General features: G+C 58.6%; 12 protein-coding genes and 3 pseudogenes. 7 read left to right on the top strand and 8 right to left on the bottom strand.

What is annotated here, in order from left to right; all coding sequences use genetic code 11:
• Window positions 1–140: 140 nt before the first annotated feature.
• Window positions 141–434, bottom strand: coding sequence for an IS5 family transposase (locus ACVJ19_RS01025; RefSeq protein WP_011084662.1), 294 nt, complete (start codon window positions 432–434; stop codon window positions 141–143).
• Window positions 435–1,017: 583 nt separating this feature from the next.
• On the bottom strand, window positions 1,018–1,332 hold the full coding sequence (locus ACVJ19_RS01020; RefSeq protein WP_321576610.1) for a hypothetical protein: 315 nt from the start codon (window positions 1,330–1,332) through the stop codon (window positions 1,018–1,020).
• A gap of 296 nt (window positions 1,333–1,628) precedes the next feature.
• Here ACVJ19_RS01020 and ACVJ19_RS01015 point away from each other — a divergent pair, with 296 nt between their 5' ends.
• Complete coding sequence (locus ACVJ19_RS01015) at window positions 1,629–2,054, top strand: hypothetical protein (RefSeq protein ID WP_223153745.1); 426 nt, start codon at window positions 1,629–1,631, stop codon at window positions 2,052–2,054.
• Between the two features lie 151 nt (window positions 2,055–2,205).
• Here ACVJ19_RS01015 and ACVJ19_RS01010 read toward each other — a convergent pair.
• Window positions 2,206–3,002 (bottom strand): annotated as a pseudogene (locus ACVJ19_RS01010) (IS1380 family transposase); the annotation flags it as partial.
• Between the two features lie 191 nt (window positions 3,003–3,193).
• Window positions 3,194–3,733, bottom strand: coding sequence for a GNAT family N-acetyltransferase (locus ACVJ19_RS01005; protein WP_014498653.1), 540 nt, complete (start codon window positions 3,731–3,733; stop codon window positions 3,194–3,196).
• A 556-nt stretch (window positions 3,734–4,289) separates the two neighbouring features.
• Between ACVJ19_RS01005 and ACVJ19_RS01000 the strand changes: the two genes are divergently transcribed.
• Window positions 4,290–4,496: a hypothetical protein gene (locus ACVJ19_RS01000; RefSeq protein WP_011084669.1), complete on the top strand. Its 207-nt coding sequence runs from the start codon at window positions 4,290–4,292 to the stop codon at window positions 4,494–4,496.
• 389 nt (window positions 4,497–4,885) lie between these two features.
• Here the strand turns inward: ACVJ19_RS01000 and ACVJ19_RS00995 are convergent, their stop codons facing one another.
• A complete protein-coding gene (locus tag ACVJ19_RS00995; RefSeq protein ID WP_174719444.1) occupies window positions 4,886–6,232 on the bottom strand; it encodes a citrate-proton symporter in 1,347 nt (448 codons plus the stop codon).
• A gap of 326 nt (window positions 6,233–6,558) precedes the next feature.
• Here ACVJ19_RS00995 and ACVJ19_RS00990 point away from each other — a divergent pair, with 326 nt between their 5' ends.
• The 4 genes and pseudogenes from ACVJ19_RS00990 (at window position 6,559) to ACVJ19_RS00975 (ending at window position 10,120) form a co-directional block, all read left to right on the top strand.
• Entirely contained in the window at window positions 6,559–6,933 is a 375-nt protein-coding gene (locus ACVJ19_RS00990; RefSeq protein WP_011084671.1) for a transposase, read from the top strand.
• Between the two features lie 19 nt (window positions 6,934–6,952).
• Window positions 6,953–7,240: pseudogene (tnpB, locus tag ACVJ19_RS00985) on the top strand (IS66 family insertion sequence element accessory protein TnpB); the annotation flags it as partial.
• Window positions 7,241–7,257: 17 nt separating this feature from the next.
• Window positions 7,258–7,932: an IS66 family transposase gene (tnpC, locus tag ACVJ19_RS00980; RefSeq protein WP_223154101.1), complete on the top strand. Its 675-nt coding sequence runs from the start codon at window positions 7,258–7,260 to the stop codon at window positions 7,930–7,932.
• A gap of 1,612 nt (window positions 7,933–9,544) precedes the next feature.
• On the top strand, window positions 9,545–10,120 hold the full coding sequence (locus ACVJ19_RS00975; protein ID WP_018648617.1) for a hypothetical protein: 576 nt from the start codon (window positions 9,545–9,547) through the stop codon (window positions 10,118–10,120).
• A 2,156-nt stretch (window positions 10,121–12,276) separates the two neighbouring features.
• Here the strand turns inward: ACVJ19_RS00975 and ACVJ19_RS00970 are convergent.
• Window positions 12,277–13,935 carry an outer membrane beta-barrel protein gene (locus ACVJ19_RS00970; RefSeq protein WP_224517533.1) on the bottom strand — a complete coding sequence of 553 codons (1,659 nt, stop codon included), beginning with the start codon at window positions 13,933–13,935 and terminating at the stop codon, window positions 12,277–12,279.
• 510 nt (window positions 13,936–14,445) lie between these two features.
• On the opposite strand from ACVJ19_RS00970, the pseudogene ACVJ19_RS00965 reads away from it, so the two are divergent.
• Window positions 14,446–15,228 (top strand): annotated as a pseudogene (locus tag ACVJ19_RS00965) (IS5-like element ISBj2 family transposase).
• 738 nt (window positions 15,229–15,966) lie between these two features.
• Here the strand turns inward: ACVJ19_RS00965 and ACVJ19_RS00960 are convergent.
• Complete coding sequence (locus tag ACVJ19_RS00960) at window positions 15,967–16,383, bottom strand: SET domain-containing protein (protein ID WP_011084680.1); 417 nt, start codon at window positions 16,381–16,383, stop codon at window positions 15,967–15,969.
• A gap of 684 nt (window positions 16,384–17,067) precedes the next feature.
• On the bottom strand, window positions 17,068–18,396 hold the full coding sequence (locus ACVJ19_RS00955; protein ID WP_011084682.1) for a hypothetical protein: 1,329 nt from the start codon (window positions 18,394–18,396) through the stop codon (window positions 17,068–17,070).
• Window positions 18,397–18,671 lie beyond the last annotated feature (275 nt).

Raw genomic sequence — 18,671 nt, 5'->3', positions numbered from 1 at the left:
CGACATTCGCGCGAATGACTTCTGTTCCTGGGTCATGGTAACGTCTCCCTGTGAGACGCCGCGGGCTGCGCGGGAGCGCCCTTTGGGTGAGCGCTCCTGCTCGCCCGCAGCTCCATTCCCTGCCAGTTCAAACCTTGCCGTCAGATTAAGTCGAAACTTCTACAGACCATGACATATTCCATGTCCGGCTCGTCTGAGACCGCATCAAACATGCGCTTCCAGACGCCCGCCTTCGCCCAGTCGCGAAAGCGCGTGTACGCAGTTATCCAGTTGCCGAAGGCGCGCGGAAGATCGCGCCACGGACTGCCCGTGCGGGCAATCCACAGCGCGGCTTCGACAAACAGCTTGCCGCTCCGGCCGGGATCGCCCGGCTTGCCAAGACACAGCGGCTCCATCTTCGCCCATTGGGCGTCAGTCAAAACGAATCGGTCCATCCCAAGCTTGAATCACAACCAAGCCAGGATGAGAATCCTAATAAAAAGCCCAATTCTAACAATCTGCCAAAGTAGTGTTAGGGCGCGGATTCATTAAGGCGCAGCCATAGCCTGACTGACGCGAGTTGAACGAAGGCAAGGTAGTTGTCCTGACATCTGCTCCATTTTTTGATCTTCGCATCCAATGCCGGCGAGCCCGGGTGGATGGTCTCGTTGCTCGATGAGTTGGCCCGACACTTCTCGAGACGCCTACGAAGAAAACGGCCAACGAAACCCTCCTCACCCAGGCAACCCGGAAAGATCCCGAGCCATTCTGATGGCGAGGACACAACGACGCTGGCGCCTGCCATAGGCAATCCGCTCCTCCCGCCCGGGCGGGAGTCGAAAACTCCGGCTGGAAGCCGGGGTTTTCTTTTGTGCTATTATAGGCACCAGCTCTCGTAAACCGCCGCCAGTACAGTGCACCTCACGGCTTGAGCCGAATTGGCTTGGGCTTCGCTCCGTCCAAGGCTCGATCGTAAGCCGCAGGTGTCGGTTGGTCTGCGCTCTGCTCCACCTCAAATGGATTGGTAGAGATCTCACGTCACATGAAGTCTCCATCCGAGTCGGGCTCTGATGAAGGTTCATCATCGCTCGACGCTTTGGAGAGATACATCGAAGAATTGGTTGCGCGCTGCCATTCACCATCCCTATATCTCCACTGTTTGGACTGGGTGGGATCAAGTACCATATCATCGGGATCCACATGAACGAAGCCCAGTTGTTCTGCACGGGCTCTCGCTTCGTCATTGGCAGGACGCCAGTTCACTAGCGGCCGTTCGCCGTCTCGCCCTAGTTGGTGCTCGAGCAGAATATCGCCGGCGTTACCGACGAGCGGATGTGCAACCTGAAAATCCACGATTGATGTGACATCAGTCCGTCCGGGAAACAGTTCTCACCACCGCTGGCTGGTGAAACCAGTCGCCATAGGAAATCCGGCTTCCGTTCTTTGGAGGCCGACGCTCGTATTTCCTAGTTGATAGCTGTAGCCGTTGTTGCACCTTTACTCGCGTCGGATCATCCCCGAAACGACCCGTGATCGCACCTACCAGGCTTGGTGGGACGGCAAGGGTAATGGGCTGCTGCGGGCAGAACTGCTTGTGGTTGTCGCGTCTGCAATTGCCTGAGAAGAGCTTGGAGCCTGACGAGCTTGCAATGCGTTATGCCGAGAAGACCCCGTCCAATGCCAGGAAATGCCTGACGCACGTGCGAGGAAGAAGCAGCAGCACCGGGCGCGCCGAGGAAACCATGCACGAACTTCAGCCGCAGCTAAGAAAAGCGATTGGGCATGGCGGGCGACACCAAATCGGAACGGTGGGCGAGATCGAGCGGAAACCAGCACACCCATGGCATTCCCCATCCTTCATTCAAAGCTCCTGCATTCTTGAAGAAGCCAGCAATCCTGAGAGTGCGACGAATCTGTACGATATCGATCAATCGGAGAGCCTGCAGCGAAGTCCGTCCAAGATTTCACGGACGTCTCCTATGGTCACGTCTCCGCGCCTGGCCGTCGTTCGAGTCGGCGCGCATCATGTGCACATGCACAAACCTCCTAACAATGCTAGCCCGTCCTATTCGTGAGAGTGCGGCTTTGGGGCCCGATTGATGCGGCCGAACATCTTGTCTGACGAGGCGCACAGGATTGCCTTCGGCTTTTCACCGCCTGACGACCCGTACTTTGCAACGCGCTTGAGGTATAGGTTGGGCGAACGGGGGGCGGACGCCCCGCCGGTCAAGGACCGAGCGGCAGCAGCGCACCTGGCAAGCAGCGGATCAGGTCGGCTTCCGGACAGGCCGCGGCGAACGCAAGGCGAATGCGGCTCGTGGTCTCGACCACACGGGCAGCGATTTTCAAGAGCCGAAGACGCAGCGTCGCGAACTCGGCAGCGGCCAATTCCCGGACTTTGGGAATGGCCTCGCGCACGGTCAGCATCAGCCAATAAGCGGCCGTATGGAGCACGAGACGGACCTGGTTGGCGAGCGCCGAACGGCAGCTGGTGCGGTCGGAGGCGAGCTGTGACTTATGCAGCTTGTCAGATTCTCGGCTTGGCCGCGCGCGCAATACAGGCTGTCGTAGATCCACTCGGCCGAGCCGACATCGAGGCTGGTGACGACGAAACGGATGTCGAGGCCGAGCATCGCCGCCTCAATACGGGCGACAGTGCGCCGTTCGCGATCCCAGGACTTTGCCTTGTGGCGGGTCTCGGTATAGCCACGCAGAACCGGCAGGTTCTCGATGGCGCGTCGGGTGCGGATGTCGTCGGCGACCTCGTCGACTTTTCTGGCGAGAGGCTTGGTGCCGGACAGACCGAAGATGTAGTCGATGCCGTTGGTCTCGCACCACGCCATTGCCTCCGGCCGGGCATAGTGCCCGTCGCCACGGAACGTAATTTGCGTGTTGTGCCATCGCGTGCGGATATGCCGTACCAGGCGGCGCAGATGGGCACGCACCTCGACGCCGCCCGGCGTCTTGCCGGGCCGCAGCACGACGGCCACGGGCCGGCTCTTATCCGTGTCGTAGACGTGGATCGACCGCCATCGAAGGCAGCTGTGACTTTCTTGGCGTGAACGGCTGGAAACGAGGATGGCAGAATCGTATCATCGGTCATGGCGGGCGTGGTTTAAGGTGATGGGGTGGCTTCGCAACCGAATCCTACGCCGCATCAGCGCTTTACACCACGCTCGCCAGCCCTCAGGCGCACTCTTACGAATAAGACGGGCTAGCGCTCCATCTCGCCCATAAGAATTTCATCTGAGACGTATCGTGGATTGGAAATGACAGTCCGCATTTCCGCATTCTTGCCCTCGTCCGCAAACCGGAATCCCTTCTTGTAGAAAAATGCTGAAGCTCCTTCATCTTGAGAGAGAAGGGATAGCTTGGAAAGGCCCGCGGACTGCCTAGTATGATCGGCGACTTCAATCATAGCCGTCCCGACCCCTTTGTACCTCGACCGGCCGAGATTTTCTATGCTGAGAATTCGCAAACTGTTGCGCCCCGGCGCCACGGTCATCGCTCCCACCTTATTGCGTTCATTGGCATCAGTAAACAAAGAAACACTTTGGGCGTTGCCAATATTGCTACTTACTCTGTGTAGGCGGACTGACACACCTGTCCTCTTGTCAAAAGCGGAAGACGCTGGTCCAGCAGCTAAAGCGGCCGTAAAAGCAGCACCATCTGCGCCAGAAGTGCCGGCCAGCGCATCGCGCTGCTGGTCCACACTTTGCCCGTCGGAGGGCCAGTTGTTGTAATTGGTTCTCATCACAACGAGCTACTATTTGGACGAGCTGACAGAAAGCTGACAAAGCCGACGCATGAGCCGGTCCTTTACGAATAAGACGGGCTAGCGTAATGATACTCATCGTAGGATGGAACATGCGACATATTGTTAACTCGATCGTCCATGACGACCACACTCCTATGCCGGTTGCATTGTGTTTCAGGTCGTTAGACCTGACTCCGCAGATAAGCAGCTTAGCTGTCCGTAAGCTGACGCCGAGAAATTAACGGAAAACTAGGTGTTTGGCCCCGGCATTTCTGCAGCGGATTGAGTTTGAATCGTTCCGGCTGGGAAGTTCAATCCTGAATCCAAACAGACCCTAGTCGGGTGCTCCGAGAAATGCATCGACGGAGGTGCGACGAGCATCCGATCATAAGTAGGTCTACAGGTTCCGAGCGGGTAGACGGAGCGATGCGGTGATGGCCGAACTTATCCATTCGGTCGATAGATCTGATCAAGAAAATCAATTTTACCGATTGTAGCGTCGTCATATAGACCGTCACCACGGCTGGGGCTAACCTAGGGAAGCGATCTCCCAATGAAGAAGTCAGTTTTGGTGACGGCGAGCGCCCTCGCACTTGCGACCGCGGCGGTACCTCCATTTGCTGCAGAAGTTGCCGCGCAACCGCTCACCTCCAGCGTGCAGGTAGCCGATACATCGTATCCTCAGTGCGCCGATGACCCATTGAATGGTATCTGCGATCTGTTTTTTTGCTTGACCGATCCCGCGTGCGTGCTGCACTGACGACGGAAAACAATCAAGCAGAGAATGAGGATCGAGCCTCGTGCGGCCGCTGCTCCGTCAGCGGCCGCATCCTTATGCCGTTCGTTTACGCTGGCGGATGGTGCGAGCCGCGCCTTCTTGTTCTCTAAAGATGATCAGAGTCATTGCTCACTCCAGCCGGCGGGTGACGGCAGCCCGATCGCTCAACTGCAGCATCGGCGAACGTTGGGTAAACGGAGAAAGCCGTTTCAGACCGCGACGCTGCCGTTACGGCCGGAACTCCTTCACGATGTCAAGCTGCGCCAGTTTTCAGGATAGATTGCTGTTCGGGCTAGCCCCATACCGTGCTCCTGCTCGATGTTCGCATTTCGGACGTCACAGATGTCATCCTTACCTGTTCGGCTAAGCTACTAGGGCGGCGATCGTGCCGTTACAGATGTTCGTCTATGGTTTCGCTCGAAATTGAGTGGCGCCGTCTCCGGCATCATCACCATGGCAAAGAGCCCGGCCGCGCTCGCGAAAAGCATGTACCAGGCGGGCGCGAGTGCGCTCCCGGTCAAGTAGATCAGCCATGTGACGACCAGTTGAGCTGTGCCTCCGAAAATGCCTATGGCAAAAGCGTAAGTCGTCCCGAAGGCGCCACCACGAATGTTCCTGGGCAAACTCTCGGCCATGCTTACGTAGAAGGCGCTATACGGAACCGTTCCGATAAGGGTGAGCGTGCCGAGGCCTCCTAAAAGTGCGAAGGCGCTGCGGCTCTCTGCAATCCACAAGAATACCGGATAGATCATCAGCAACGCAGCTGCCTGCGGCCATATCATGATGCGCCGGCGGCCTGCGCGGTCGGCGAGCAGGCCGCCCAACAGCGCCGCAGCAATGCCTGCCATATTGCTGATGAGCGTGGCGCCGAAGGCGAGAGGCGCGGATACGTGGAGGGTGTTCAAGGCGTAGGTGGTCATATATCCCGTAACGTAAGTAGTGATCGTGCAGCTGGCCAAGATGACGAATCCCAAGCTCATGATGCGGCGAGCGGCGGGCGATCGCCTTACAGGCCGGGTGACCAGAACCGGCGCCTCCGGGCGGAGAAACGTTTCGGGTAGGACGCTCCGCAGCCAAAGTCCGAACGGCAAAGTAACGGCGCCGAGCAACAGCGCGATCCGCCATCCGTATGCATTGAGCGCCTCACTTGTCATGGTGAGCGAGAGTATTTCTCCAACCAACGCTCCAGCCGTCGCAGCGACCTGTTGGCTCGCGGGCTGAAAGGAGACAGCAAGACCGCGGGCTTTGGCTGGTGCCGCTTCCATCAAGTAGGCTGTCGTTGGACCGACTTCGCCTCCGAGAGCAAAGCCCTGCAGCAAGCGTGCGAAGATGGCTAGCAACGGAGCGGCAAATCCTATTGTCTCGTACGATGGCGTAATGGCCAATAATAGGACCGCGACGCTCATCATAGCAAAGCTGGCGGTCATGGCAGGCCGGCGGCCAACCCGATCCGAATAGGAGCCGAGCACGATGGACCCGATTGGCCTGGTCACAAAACCCGCGCCGAAGGTTCCGAGTGACAGCATGAGGCTGGCGAACTGGTCGGTTGCCGGGAAGAACGCCTGACCGATCTGTATTGCGAAAAAGCTATAGGTGCCGAAGTCGTAGAATTCGAGCATATTGCCGATGGTGGCGCCCAACACCGCCCGGCGCGTTAAGCCTTCGTCTGCCGGACTGGGGACCGGCTCCAGCCTCTCTCGAGTTAATTGCCTCGCCATCCTCAACCTGATCTGGAGCGCGAACCCTGGCCCGAACATTTCCACCAGACACCGGTCGCGCAAAGTTGCAGTCCGCTTGCCCGAACTCGTCCTTCACGGCCATTGCGCCTGTCCACATGTAGCCTGAAGCGCGTCGCTACAAACCTCACGGTAACGTCTGCAATAAGAATGCCTGCCTTTCTGGGCCGATTTGACTTCTGGTCTGATCCCAGGCCTGGCCGGTAAGAGGTAAGCGGAGCTTTTCTCCCATTTGATTGACTGGTTTCGCTTCGGCTTTCGCTCTGCGATCCTTGGCTTGTCAGAGAGCCGAGAGGAGACTGAAGGCGATGGAACAATCGGGGGAGGAAGCCGAAGCTGATGGCTTTGTGGGGAAGCTTACGCGCCGGACGCGTTCTGGATGCCGGTTATGGTCTGCGGAGATCAAGGGGCGCGCTGTTTTCGAGAGCATGAAGCCCGACGCCCGGGTATGTGATGTCGCACGGCGTTATGGTGTGAAGGCCCAGCAGTTGACGACGTGGCGCAGATTGGCGCGTGCTGGCCGGCTCGCATTGGTCACGGACGACGCGGCGGATTTCGTGTCGATCGAGCTGAGCGATCCAGTGGCGTCAGGCAAGAGCGAGGGCCCGTCGAGATTACGATTGGCAAGGTTTCGGTCCGCCTGGATGCGGACGTGTCGGCGGTGCGGATCGCGGAGATCGTGACTGCGATCGAGCGCGGCGCATGATCATTCCGGCGCAGGGACTGCGGATTGTGCTTGCTGTGCGTCCTGTTGACTTCCGGTGCGGGCACGACGCGCTGGCCGGTCTTGTGCAAAACACGCTTGGGCTCGATCCGCATTCGGGCCTGATCGTGGTTTTTCGTTCGAAGCGCGCCGACCGGCTGAAGATTTTGCTATGGGACGGCACGGGCCTCGTTTTGGTCTACAAGCGCCTTGGCCGCGATGGTCGTTTCGAGTGGCCGCAGATCAGCGACGGCGTCATGCATCTGACGCGCGTGCAGTTCGAAGCGCTGTTTGAAGGGCTGAACTGGAAGCTGCTGAGCGCATCCTCGAGGGCTTCGACGGCATCCTTCAGGTCGACGGATACCAGGGCTATCATCGGCTCGCACGGCCCAAGCGCAAAGGCGGCGTGCCGCTGCGGCTGGCCGCATGTTGGTCCCACTCAAGGCGCAAGATCATCGCAGCGACTCCGAAAGCCGGCTCACCCATCGCCGAAGCCGTTCTCGCGCGCATCGCCGCACTCTATGCGATCGAGAAGGAGATCCGTGGCGCCGACGCCCCGGCTCGGCAAACGACCCGTAACGAGCGATCACGGCCGCTCGTCGCTGAACTCGAGAGGTTTCTGCGCGAGCAAGCCGCTCGCCTGTCGCCGGGCAGCGAGATGGGCAAGGCGATCGCCTATCTCCTGAACCATTGGGATGGCCTCACCTTGTTTCTCGACGATGGTTGCGTTGAGATGGACACCAATCCCGTCGAAAATCAAATCAGGCCGCTGACTCTGACGCGTAAAAATAGTTTATTTGCTGGTCACGACGAAGGTGGTCGTTCATGGGCGCGCATAGCTTCGCTCATCGCCACCTGCAAAATCAACAGCGTGGAGCCCTACGTCTGGATGAAAGCGACGCTCAAAGCGATCGCAACCGGTCACCCGCAGTCCCGGATCGACGAGCTCCTGCCCTGGTCGTTCGGCCGCACCTCGTAATTCTCCGTCGTTGCCGCCTCCATACCCCCCGCCAGCGATTTGCAAACACGTTGATCAACAGACTGCAATCCCCACGCCAAACCTTTGCGAGTGGGACGCGAACGTCGCTTACGGTAAGAGAAATATGAGAACCTGGTGCAGTTGTCGGGCGCCGCAGACATTACGTTGCTGTGGCGGGTTTGCGACAAGACTGGCTGGCGCCGAACATGATCGACGAGGACGCGAGCCACCTCAGCGTCACGCGTTGCGTCCGCTCCTTAAACAGCCAGTCGGGGCTGCGTCATCGCCTAGACGATGCTGCCAATCAACGCGCCCGAGGCGGTCTCTTGCGCGCGAGCAAGATCACCATTCACCAGTGCTCCACTTTCCGTCGCGGCCGGATCGCCAGCGGACGGGCAAACCGCTTTCCCCCGAGCCGCTTGGGTCTGGCGACCATCAGGACCGAGGCCGTCATGCGTTCCGCGCCGCTCGCTTGCATCTTGGCTATCGCCCGAGCGAGCGCGTCGTCCAGGACGTGAGAAGGCCCAGCTGTTCGGCCGCAACACCGACGAATGCCGATCTCAAGTCGTTAGGTGAGCGCGAGCTTCAGAGTCGCCCATCTTGGTCAACCATGTGGAGAGCTGCTAAGGCTAATCGATAGCGCCACACGCAGAAGCTAGCGTTTGTGTGCCCGGGCGGGCAAGCAAGAAACGGCTACGCTTCTTCGCCAGCGGACGCTTAGAGGAAGACGGCCATTTCAGCGGCGGCTTCGCCAACAATTACAACGATTTGTCTTAATCAGGACACGAGTGAATCCTCTTTTCCAACAACAAGGCGCGAGCGCCATCTGCATGACGCGTAGCATCAATAGCAGCCGGATAAAGTTGGCGGATCGTATTGCCTCATCTGACGATGAAAATCTCAGCTTGGCCGATGTAGCTCCGGCTGACGGCCTGTCCGACGTTGCATCATGGCGCGCAGGATCGGACGCACTGGGGACATCGCGGAGTGCGCATTAAACGCAGCGGCAGCCGCAGTCCCGAGATCATCGGCCAGCGCCGCACCTTTAGCCGTGCGCGGGATGATCGTCTGGGCTGCTTTGCGTCTGAGCGATTTCTTTCTTCATTTAATCAGGTGAACAGATCGCTCCGCTCTTGCCGGACTCTCAGATCGCGCTCTCGTCTGTTCTCGCGTTGGCCCGGCTATCGCGGTCATTCTGCTTATCGGACCAAGCATAGGCTCAAGTGCAGGCCAGAACAACTGGTCGCGGACAGAGATCGAAATGCACATGTTCGGTATGGGACTGGGGCTGGCTGCGGTCAGCGTCGCCTGACCTCCTAACGAGCTTTCCGTCAGATGAAACGATGCAGGACGCAGAGCTGCGCGCCGACCGCGAGTTGAGGTGGAATGAGTTCAGGATCGGAGATGATCGCATCAGACGTGGTAGATGCAGCCGCGAGTTTGTCTTTCTTCTTCGACCTTTGTCAGCTTCTCGAAAGCCAGCCTCTCTAACACTCGAACTTGGCCTCTTGATGACGAAGCTGCCCATGCCGGAATTCGTGACGAACTTCAGCTCATTCCCTCTGGGAGATATTCTAGAGGCCTTTGGTCTCTTAACAAAAAGGAGGGCTTTATGGCTCCAAGCCCGATCGATAATGCCCGTTCACCAGAATCACCGACAGCGCACGTCTGGACACAGGAAGATCATGATTTGTTCAGCGAGATCATGAATGAAGCTGGACCATCATCGTCTGCCGCACCTGAGGAAGCGGTAGATGTCTCCTTCGCCGCTCCCCAGAGATTTTTACACGGTTCGCAAATCGCCCCTGACTCGATGGTCGATAGGCTGTTCCACCGGGGTCTCTTGCCGGACTCGGACCAGCCGACAATGACCTATGAAATCCAGGGTCACCGCTACACGGCCGGTTTGGATGAGTGTAATCGCGTTCTTCTTGTTCATAACCCTGCGGAAGACCAAGTGCTTGGGGCCGGCCGGGCGGGGGTACCGGACTTCGGAGCCTTCTTCGCGGAGAACCGACGCTATGGAAGGCCGCTACCACAGCAATGGGCCACACCTGCCCTCATAGACAAGCTGCGCGAAGAAGGTTTCATGCCGACCGCCAATAGCCCCACGACCATCCATCTTAACGGACGGGCCTACAAAGCCGAACTAGCCGAAGGAGGATTCGTTAAGCTTACGCGGGTATGAGACCAACTTGACGGTGAGCCGATCGCGCTGGGTCTGAGTCGTGCGGTCACTTTGGTTGTCCTTACCTGGATAGACGGTTCATCGCTTAGCAGTGGATTGTTCGAGCCGCCAGCGGGTACGCATCATCGGGCCCGCTGGCAGCGCTCGAGATGCACGGTCATCCTGGCCATTCGTCTGCGTGGTGCCGACCTGTCATCCGGCCGGCAATATTGTCGCCGTGTTGCTTCACTCGAGGATGTTGCTGGCGCTTGACCGATACAGCTCCGGCTGTGGGCCAGTCCGAGGTTGCACCATTGCGCGCGGGATCGGAAGAACCGGGGTGCGTCGCGGAGTGCCCAAGGCACGCCGCCGCGCCCCGGTCCCGGGATCACCGGCCAGCGCCGCACTGTTAGCCGTGCGCGGGATGATCGTCTTCTCGGCTGCTTTGCGTCTGAGGGATCCCCGTGAGCGCTGCACGACGGTGTGCCGCGGCCGAACTGCTCGGGGCGGTGCTTCGCGAGGTGACCGAGAATTACCAGGGCAAACGGGGCTCGGCCGCAAGCCAGCGCTCGATGTCGGCTGGGTTCGGCAAATTGGGCAGAAACCGGTGCCCGTTGAGCACTTGCTTGGAAACGGCGGAGGCCCTGCAAGTGCGAGGCTGGATTGTCTTGGCGGACGCGAAGGTATTCTCAAGGAGGTGGCAGCAAAGATCGCCTAGCCGCAAGGACCGTCGCAAGTGGCGCAGTCGCTTTGCGTAGCAGTGGGATTGCGTGAGCGTATTTGTCGAGGAAATCGTGTCAATTTAACACTACCAAATCTGGGCGTTCTGCAAGCAGTAGCTCCACCGTAGAGTCACGCAAGATCGCATGCACATAGGCGTGTGCAACCAGCCTCAAAAACCGGAAAAGAACGTCATGGCGAACATCAATCTCAGCTCCCAATCTATTGCAGGTGCACGCGCCGGACAGCGAGCCGCCACCGCCCGGAAAGTCATTGAATGGCGAGCGCCGGCCCCGAGACGCCGAGGCTTCCACATGATCCACGGAATGAAGCCCATGGCGCGGATGCTCGCAGCAATTAGGCGCGGGCTAGCCTTGTCCGATCTTGACCGGTGCTGCGCAATCTGGTGGCTCTATCGTCTCCATTTCGGGTTCACCGGCGACGTGATGTTGGGGCTCGCCGCGGTCAGGATTGCCCAGGAGAGATCCCGCTGCGGAATTTAGGAATCGTGGGGGCGCGCCTTCCATACGGGCTCGGCGCCCTGCCGCCGGTTACGTGTTTGGCTGGCGAGGAAAAGTGGCCGAATGCCGATTGCCTTTAGTCTCCCCCAGCCAATTGGGCCGCATTCACTTCTAGCGCCGAGGATCTGCCCGTGGGGGTGGCACCAAAGTGCAGGCAAATACGATGAGCAGATTGCAAAAACTGAACTTGCGCTCGCCCTTCACACGATCAGTAAGCTGAATTTGATGTCGGATGATGCTGCTCATGAAGGTCCCAGCAGGGGCAGACGACCGGGCCATAGCGGGGAGTGTAGGAATCAGGACGGTCTGGAATCCTTGGTCACGTCTGGTGATCGGGGGCAAGGACGCGCGGCTCGCATTCCATCTGGTGATCTTCTGCTGTTACATGAAAGGAAATGACCCGCGTGAGTTCGCGTGGCGATGCAAGGGCGGGTAGCTCGCCAAGCAATACTGCCCGAGTCGTTGCGCTGGATGGATCCTCGCGCAGAACCTCACCGACGCTGTGTACCCACGGCTTGAATTCCTCTGTGAGCGGCTCGTCCGTTGCAGACCGCCAGCCGTTCAACTCTCCCCTCGGTGAATAAGCCGTTGATCTTTCGCCAGGCACTTTGCGCCCGCCTCCGGCCGCCGCGCGATGAGACAACGGCCGCGGCTTCCCGGTCGGTCGGCGCCTTCGCAATGGTACGCGGAATCGGCTTTGGAGCGAATTCCGGGTCAACGGATCGAGCTCTTATCACCAGAAACGAGCTCCGGTTCGCGAGCGGAGTTGCGCTCGCCTTGTCCATGCGGGCGGTTTGCAATCGAAGCAAGCCGGTGTACAGGCGTGATCGCGACATAGTCCTCGGCGGCGAATGGGCGCCGAGGACTGGGGCCATCAGCGAACTTCAGAACGGCCCCTAAGCATCTGCAGTTTGGAGCCTCGTAACAGTGAAGCCCTTAGTTGAGCTTGTAAGACGCCTGGAAGAACGTACCCCACCGTTCCATGCTGTAGTTCGCAAATCCTAGCGAGCCGCAGCCGTTTCCGCAGTCCGCGGAGTCCGCTTCCTTTTTCGTCCACATGGCCCAATAGCGGCCTCCAACGCCTAGGCTGATATTGTTGGTGACAAAGTAGGACAGAAGGCCTTCAACCTGGACGCCGCCGCCACCATTGCCGTGTTGCTCACTAAAGGTGGTCTTTTTGCGCAAGAGATGATTATCGCGGCCCTTGAAGTCGGTCCAGGGCAGGTAAGCGATGTCCGCATTCAGGCGCCAGCGCTCGGTCAGCATAGTTTCGGCGCTCAAGCCGATTCGAGGCGCATTCCATTGAGTATCTTGGCTGCCAACGATCCTATCGTCGCTCGGCTTGATACGACAAAAGTCCTGCGGATTTGTGAGCGGAACGCAACCCCTCGAGTCTGAGCTCTGGCTGTAATAGGCCCAGCCTATAAATCCGCCGATCTTGTAGTTCGTACTGCGCAGGACATCGTAACCGGCGTCGGCCGTGTAATATGCAAATCGCCCGTTTGACTCACCTGAACGAGTATTTAGGTAGGGGTATCCCTCGTGGGGCAGCCAATCTTCATCGTTCGATTTCCCTTTGTTGAAGAACCCGATACCAAGGCTACTCTTCAAGAACACTCCCCAGGGACTGTCGACACGGCCGAATACCTCCCCCGAAAGTCCGTCCAGTGCATGATAAGTGAGCCTGGAAATCAGTATGCTGGGGTCTTCAGGCCAGCCATACGGGACTGCGCTTTGATCCCACTGGAATCTTCCCCGGCTCAGCCAGAGCCGCGAGCCCCCTTCGAACGACCAACCGGACGTGTAGGGAATGGGTGGTACGCTGCCGGCTGATCTCGCATGCAGCGGCGAATCGGACTTTGGTGCGGCTTCTGGGTCCGCACCAAAGTGGTAGTTCAGACCAATTTTCCCAATGTGATAGTTGCTGGACAGGCTGGTCGTGCTCGCCGGCAAAATCGTAGACGGAGATAACTTCGCGGTCGAAGCGGTCGCGACGCTCGGCCCGCCAAAATGCAGATAGTCATACTCGACGTTCACCGACCATGAAGGCGTAAGGGCTTGCTCCACACCGAGCCCGATGACGCCACCAACTTGGCCATAGTCGAAATGGGTTTTCTCCTGTGGCAGGTCGCCCCCTTCAAAGTTGTTGACGATGTCGCCTCGATTATTTTGCCAGGCTGCACCTGCCTTGAGATAGGCAAGCGTTTGCCCGAGCGAGCCGAAGGCGTAACCGATGCGACCGGTCCCGGTCGCAAAGAGGTTCGGAGCTGCGTTGCAGTTTGCGCTTACAATCAAGTCTGAGGCTGCGAGGCAGGTGTTTGAGCCGCTCGCGACAGCTGCGCTGGCATCCAGTTCGAGGCCGTACACCCAACTATTGTTCTGCCAATTGTAGCCGATTTGGCCACCTGCGACGAAGGAGGGAATATCGACGACGTCGCCGTAGATCGGTGGGCCGAACGGATTGGTGAAAGAGGTTCGACCGTACCCGCCGCCTACATGCCCGCCAATGTAGCCTCCGGACCAGTTCCACACCGACGGTGGCAGGGCTTCTCGCCCGAGGTTCGCCATAGATGTACCCGTTGTGGCGATCGCCATGGTCGCAGCCCCCAAAAAGAGAACTCTTGATCGCATAAAGATTGCCCTGAACTTTCCCGAGTTGTAGTCGCGCTCGCTAAGTATCGCCGCACGGCAAATCGTCGGAGCACCAGGCCCCCAATAACGAGCCGGGGCCGCTCCGAAGATCACCGCACGACGATTGGTGATGACGTCCTCAACGTAGCAAGCCGCGTGCCGGAGCAATTCCTTTGTTCTGCAGGAGCTTACTAAGAGCGTGCCGCGTCAACTTCCCTACATTGGGTGGAAGGCGGACGAACGAGTGTCGAGGTTCGCTGCATTGCGGAGCTAGCGTCCAAGGCACGTGCATGTGCCGGAACTTTGTGGTCTGCCCGGTGAGCACAAGCTGGTTCAGCTTGGATGAGCCGTGAGATTTCAAGCCTAGTGTTCTTTTCACTCCGCGAGCTGCCTGATGGCAACCAGCCGGCCGTTGCAAGTTCAGCTCGTACTAGGGTCTGTACCTAAATAGCGCCACGTGATTCTCTTGCCTACGTGTTGATTCGGGGGCGAGAGAATGCGCGCTGGTTTGTTTTGGCTGAACGACAGGCAATGGGCGCGTATCGAACCGCATCTGCCGAGGGGACTGACGGGGCCGGATCGGGACGACGACCGACGCATCGTCAGCGGCATCATTCACATGCTGCAATCGGGTGCACGATGGCGTGATTGTCCACGTGAATACGGCCCTTACACGACGATCTACAATCGCTTCAATCGCTGGGCCAAGCGAGGACGATGGTGCGCAATCTTCGAAGCGCTGGCCAAGCCTGGCGAAGACGGCGTCGTACTGTCGCTCGACTCGACCTCGATTAAAGCTCACCGGTGTGGCTCCGGCGGAAAAGGGGGGAGCACAATCAAGCAATCGGCCGCTCGCGCGGAGGCCGCACGACAAAAATCCATGCGCTGAGCGATCCGCTCTGCCGGCCGGTCGTCCTGCATCTGACTCCAGGCCAGGATGCCGATATCGCTGCGGCTCCCGATGTCCTGGCGCTCGCGCCACCCATGAGCGTGCTCCTCGCCGACAAAGGGTATGATGGCGACAAGCTTCGCGGCGCAATCATTCGTCGTGGCGCCAAGCCCGTAATCCCCAATAAATCTAACCGTGTCGTCATCCATCGCTTCAACAAACGCGCCTACAAAGGACGAAATGTCATCGAACGCTGCTTTGGCAGGCTCAAGGACTTCCGGCGCATCGCCACGCGATATGACAAGCTCGCCCGTAATTTTTTGGCCGCTGTTCATCTCGCCGCTCTCGTCGCATATTGGCTCAATTGAGTCTGGACCCTAGTTTTTGGGAGCGTGAGTACGCCAGGAAGCTAGGAGTCGTGCTCGGACCGCTTTAGGATCGACGCGCCCATTGTCTTGCGGCTTTCGTCCCTCGCGGCATCCTTGAGCGCGTAATGATAGTTGATCGGCAAGATCGGATGGACCTCGGCCGACGAAATCGATCACACGATAGTCGCTGATCTCTTATCTAAACAGGTCCTGATATGGCAGTATGTAGGATCGTGACCAGATGGGACGGATGCTCTCTGCATTGCGCGAAGCTAAATCGGAGGCGCAAAGATCGAGCCGCGATAAGCCCTCATCAAGTGCGTTTGTAACAGCACATCTGCTACTCTGACATCAAGCGGCACAATCGGCCTATCCTAAAGGTAATATCAGGATCGGTGCCCGGGCCATCTCAGGAAATATCGAGGATCAAGACTCAAAAGTCAGTGCGAGAACGGGCACATCCGCGGAGATCCGGCGTTGGGTAAGCTCTAGAGATGCAATGAAGTCCGCCTCGAGGAGATACCTCATCGAAAGCGCTCCCGCGACGGTGCGCCAAGGAGCTCTGCGCGCCAAGGGATGTCTGTCGAACAAGGCTCCGCTCGCAAATCTTCTTGCTCGGTAAGGCAGCTAGAAAATTGGCCGAGTCGGTCGATGGCCACAACGAGTTGCCGAAAGTCTTGCCGGCGTAATTCGCCAACGGATCAAGTCGTCAGACCGCGAACTTGAATCCACCGTCGCCTAGCCCGTTGGGGCATCAAGATTCATGGATGGTTCTTCATTCCACGATACGTCACACCGTGGATCGAAAAATAAGTAATTGCAGGTCAGTTCTTCACCGGGTTGTACGTCACGGGCTGTGAAAACTCGGCGGTCGTCTTGGTATGTGTTTGGGCGGCTGCTGTGGTTCATGAAGCGGGCATTGTCAGCATTGTACTCGATAACACCATCGTAAGCCTTGTAGTCTCTTGGATAGGCATGCTTATCAAGTAGCGCTTGGAATGTTGGAGCTAGGGCTTCGTATTGTTCAGGCGTCACCGTGATGTCAACGATTGGGTTGTGAATCCAGATCAACGAACCTTTGGGCAAACGAGTCGCGGAGAAAAGTCCAATACCGCCAAACCTGTCTGGCTTCAAAATTGTGTCGACGATCAGCATTGAAGAAGTCTCCCGGAGTTACTACCCAGCAAACTAACTGACGTGAGCTGCGAAATCTGCTGCACGAATTGGTAGGCTCGTTTATCCGCGCCTCCATCACAATTTATGTCTTCTCCAGGCGTATTGGGCCGCCTGCTGCGGATCGCCTCCAGCGACAAGGCCGTGAGCTGGGAGGGCTGCAAGTCAGTCGCATTCCGAGCAAAGATCCGTGTCGATTATAGCGGCGAGCTCGTGTCGCACGATCATGACCTGTTACCAGCGCGACGGCGCGCTCGATGCTCTCGCGGCCCGGCAAGCCGCCGACAAGCCCTTCATCGCAGCTTCAAGAGCCGCCCGCGGGTGAATGCGTCAGTGCGTGCCCAGGCAACTGTGGATGTGGAGCAGATATTGCAGGCAAAGTGCGCGGGAGGCCGGCACTCGACTGCCGATTTCGCTGCACAACCGCCTCGAGGCAATCAACGTGATCACGCCGTAGTTAGCAAGAAAACGGAGGTAGAAGTTCGGCCCAACGAGGAGTTGCTAAGCGATGATGCTGGCAAGTCATCGACGCGAGCAGCGGACATCTGTGCTGCCCAGAACCGCGCCAACCTCGCAGGAGCAGCCGGAGCAAGCTATGGTCCAATAACAAGTCCAATTCCGGAACTATCTGGACGGGCTCCATGCGTTTGAGATGTCCCTCGGCGTCTACATTCGTGGGTGATGGATGAGCCGAAGGTCATCGGAGCCTCCGGGTCCGAAAAGGGCGGTGTAGCGCTCACCATGAATGTCGTATTGTTTTGTCGGATGCGCTTCGTCCGGCAGAAGGCCCCACTGGCCGAGTTTCGCCCGCATCGTGTCCGGCGCGGGTTGGGTGCCGTGCAAAAAAGTCTCGGGAACGGAGAATGATGCAGCGTAAATCTCGCGGGCCGCGGGGTACGTCCTCTGAGCCCTGGAGGACGCCGGAGCGGCTTGCTCAATCGACCGTCCAAAAAGCGATCGGGCGGTTCGATCCGTTGGCTGCAGGCTGGGCGGCAGAACGTTTTCCGGTCGAGATCCGAATTGAATGGTTGAGCCTGGCGGATTGAGTGGGGTGCTTCGCCTCATCGCCCCCGCAGGCACGAACAGCGCCGTGTAACGGTCATTGTGAACGATAAAACTGGTAGGTCGGCTGTCCTGGCTCGGCGGGACGTTGCTGCGCTCGTGCGCAGCGGACGCGTGCTGGTCGCCGTGCTGCGCGTTGAACGGACCAACGGCCGCTTCTGAGTCCAGGGCTTGGTGATGACCCTCGTTTGGTTCGAGAGATGACGATGGGCGAGCGTTATCCACCATGGCCCACAGCAGATCCTGATCGTAGACTTCCTCAGGAAGGACGAACCGGCTGCTGGCCAGAAGCGGTGCGCCGGCGTCTTCAATTAACTCGCGACCGGTTGAATTGCCGGGCTCGGTGCGCTGGCGCGCAGTGGCATTTTCTTCCGCCAGGCTTAGTGTCCTCTGCCTCTTCGTAGGTTGGCCGGTGTAATCCTCATCCACAACGACTTCGTGACCTGAGCTGGAAGCGACCGAGGCTAGCTCGTTTGCAGCCGGCCGGTAGGCGCCGCTCCAGCTGAAGTAACGAACGGCTTCTTCGGGATCCGGTGCCAGACCACCCGGGGCTGGCCGGTTGAGAGACGATGCTAGGATCGCTTCGCGTATCGGCTCTTGCCACGGATCCTGATCGTGACCTTGCGCAGTCAGTTCCTCCGGCCCACCCTGCGGCGCGCGATGCTGCGCAGCGGCGTCCTCGCGTCTGGTGACTGCGTGTTCGGGATGAGGACGGTCCGTGCTCTGGTGCTCAAGTCCCAATGCCTGGGCCAGTCTAAGGCCTTCTTCAGACAGATGAGGGTAGTAGGGATCATGAAAAACGGGATTCTCTGCGATTGTCGAGGTATCAAGCTGGGGCACTTCATCCAAGTAAGGCTCAAACTCCGCTTGCTGCTGTTGCGGTGCCGCGGCGTGGTCACGGTCGAGTGGGTTGATGCGGTTAAAAGGGTCCATGTCGACTCTCCGGTGGTTTGAGTCGGCTCGCAATGCCGATCCAATCGTGTCACTGTCTCACTCTATTAGGATCAGCTGTCGACAAGCTGACGTGCTTAGAGACTAACCGGAGTGCGATCTCAGCTCAGTCATTTCGCCGCAATCGCGACTGGTGACGAAGCCGAGCAGGCGGCATCGTTTTTGCCTGTTTGGGACGGGCTCAAATACTGTCGGCACTCTGACGCCGCGATGATCTCGGCAACTGATTGTGGCTCTTCGGTCATCCCAACGTCTCA

Source organism: Bradyrhizobium sp. USDA 376 (assembly GCF_054063675.1).
This window is presented reverse-complemented; position numbering and strand designations above follow the sequence as displayed.

What these genes read in the sequence shown, in the direction of transcription:
- ACVJ19_RS01025 (WP_011084662.1), bottom strand. Translation starts at nt 434, where the DNA reads ATGGACCGATTCGTTTTGACTGACGCCCAATGGGCGAAGATGGAGCCG.
- ACVJ19_RS01015 (WP_223153745.1), top strand. Translation starts at nt 1,629, where the DNA reads ATGCGTTATGCCGAGAAGACCCCGTCCAATGCCAGGAAATGCCTGACG.
- ACVJ19_RS01005 (WP_014498653.1), bottom strand. Translation starts at nt 3,733, where the DNA reads ATGAGAACCAATTACAACAACTGGCCCTCCGACGGGCAAAGTGTGGAC.
- ACVJ19_RS01000 (WP_011084669.1), top strand. Translation starts at nt 4,290, where the DNA reads ATGAAGAAGTCAGTTTTGGTGACGGCGAGCGCCCTCGCACTTGCGACC.
- ACVJ19_RS00995 (WP_174719444.1), bottom strand. Translation starts at nt 6,232, where the DNA reads ATGGCGAGGCAATTAACTCGAGAGAGGCTGGAGCCGGTCCCCAGTCCG.
- ACVJ19_RS00990 (WP_011084671.1), top strand. Translation starts at nt 6,559, where the DNA reads ATGGAACAATCGGGGGAGGAAGCCGAAGCTGATGGCTTTGTGGGGAAG.
- ACVJ19_RS00975 (WP_018648617.1), top strand. Translation starts at nt 9,545, where the DNA reads ATGGCTCCAAGCCCGATCGATAATGCCCGTTCACCAGAATCACCGACA.
- ACVJ19_RS00970 (WP_224517533.1), bottom strand. Translation starts at nt 13,935, where the DNA reads ATGGCGATCGCCACAACGGGTACATCTATGGCGAACCTCGGGCGAGAA.
- ACVJ19_RS00960 (WP_011084680.1), bottom strand. Translation starts at nt 16,383, where the DNA reads ATGCTGATCGTCGACACAATTTTGAAGCCAGACAGGTTTGGCGGTATT.
- ACVJ19_RS00955 (WP_011084682.1), bottom strand. Translation starts at nt 18,396, where the DNA reads ATGGACCCTTTTAACCGCATCAACCCACTCGACCGTGACCACGCCGCG.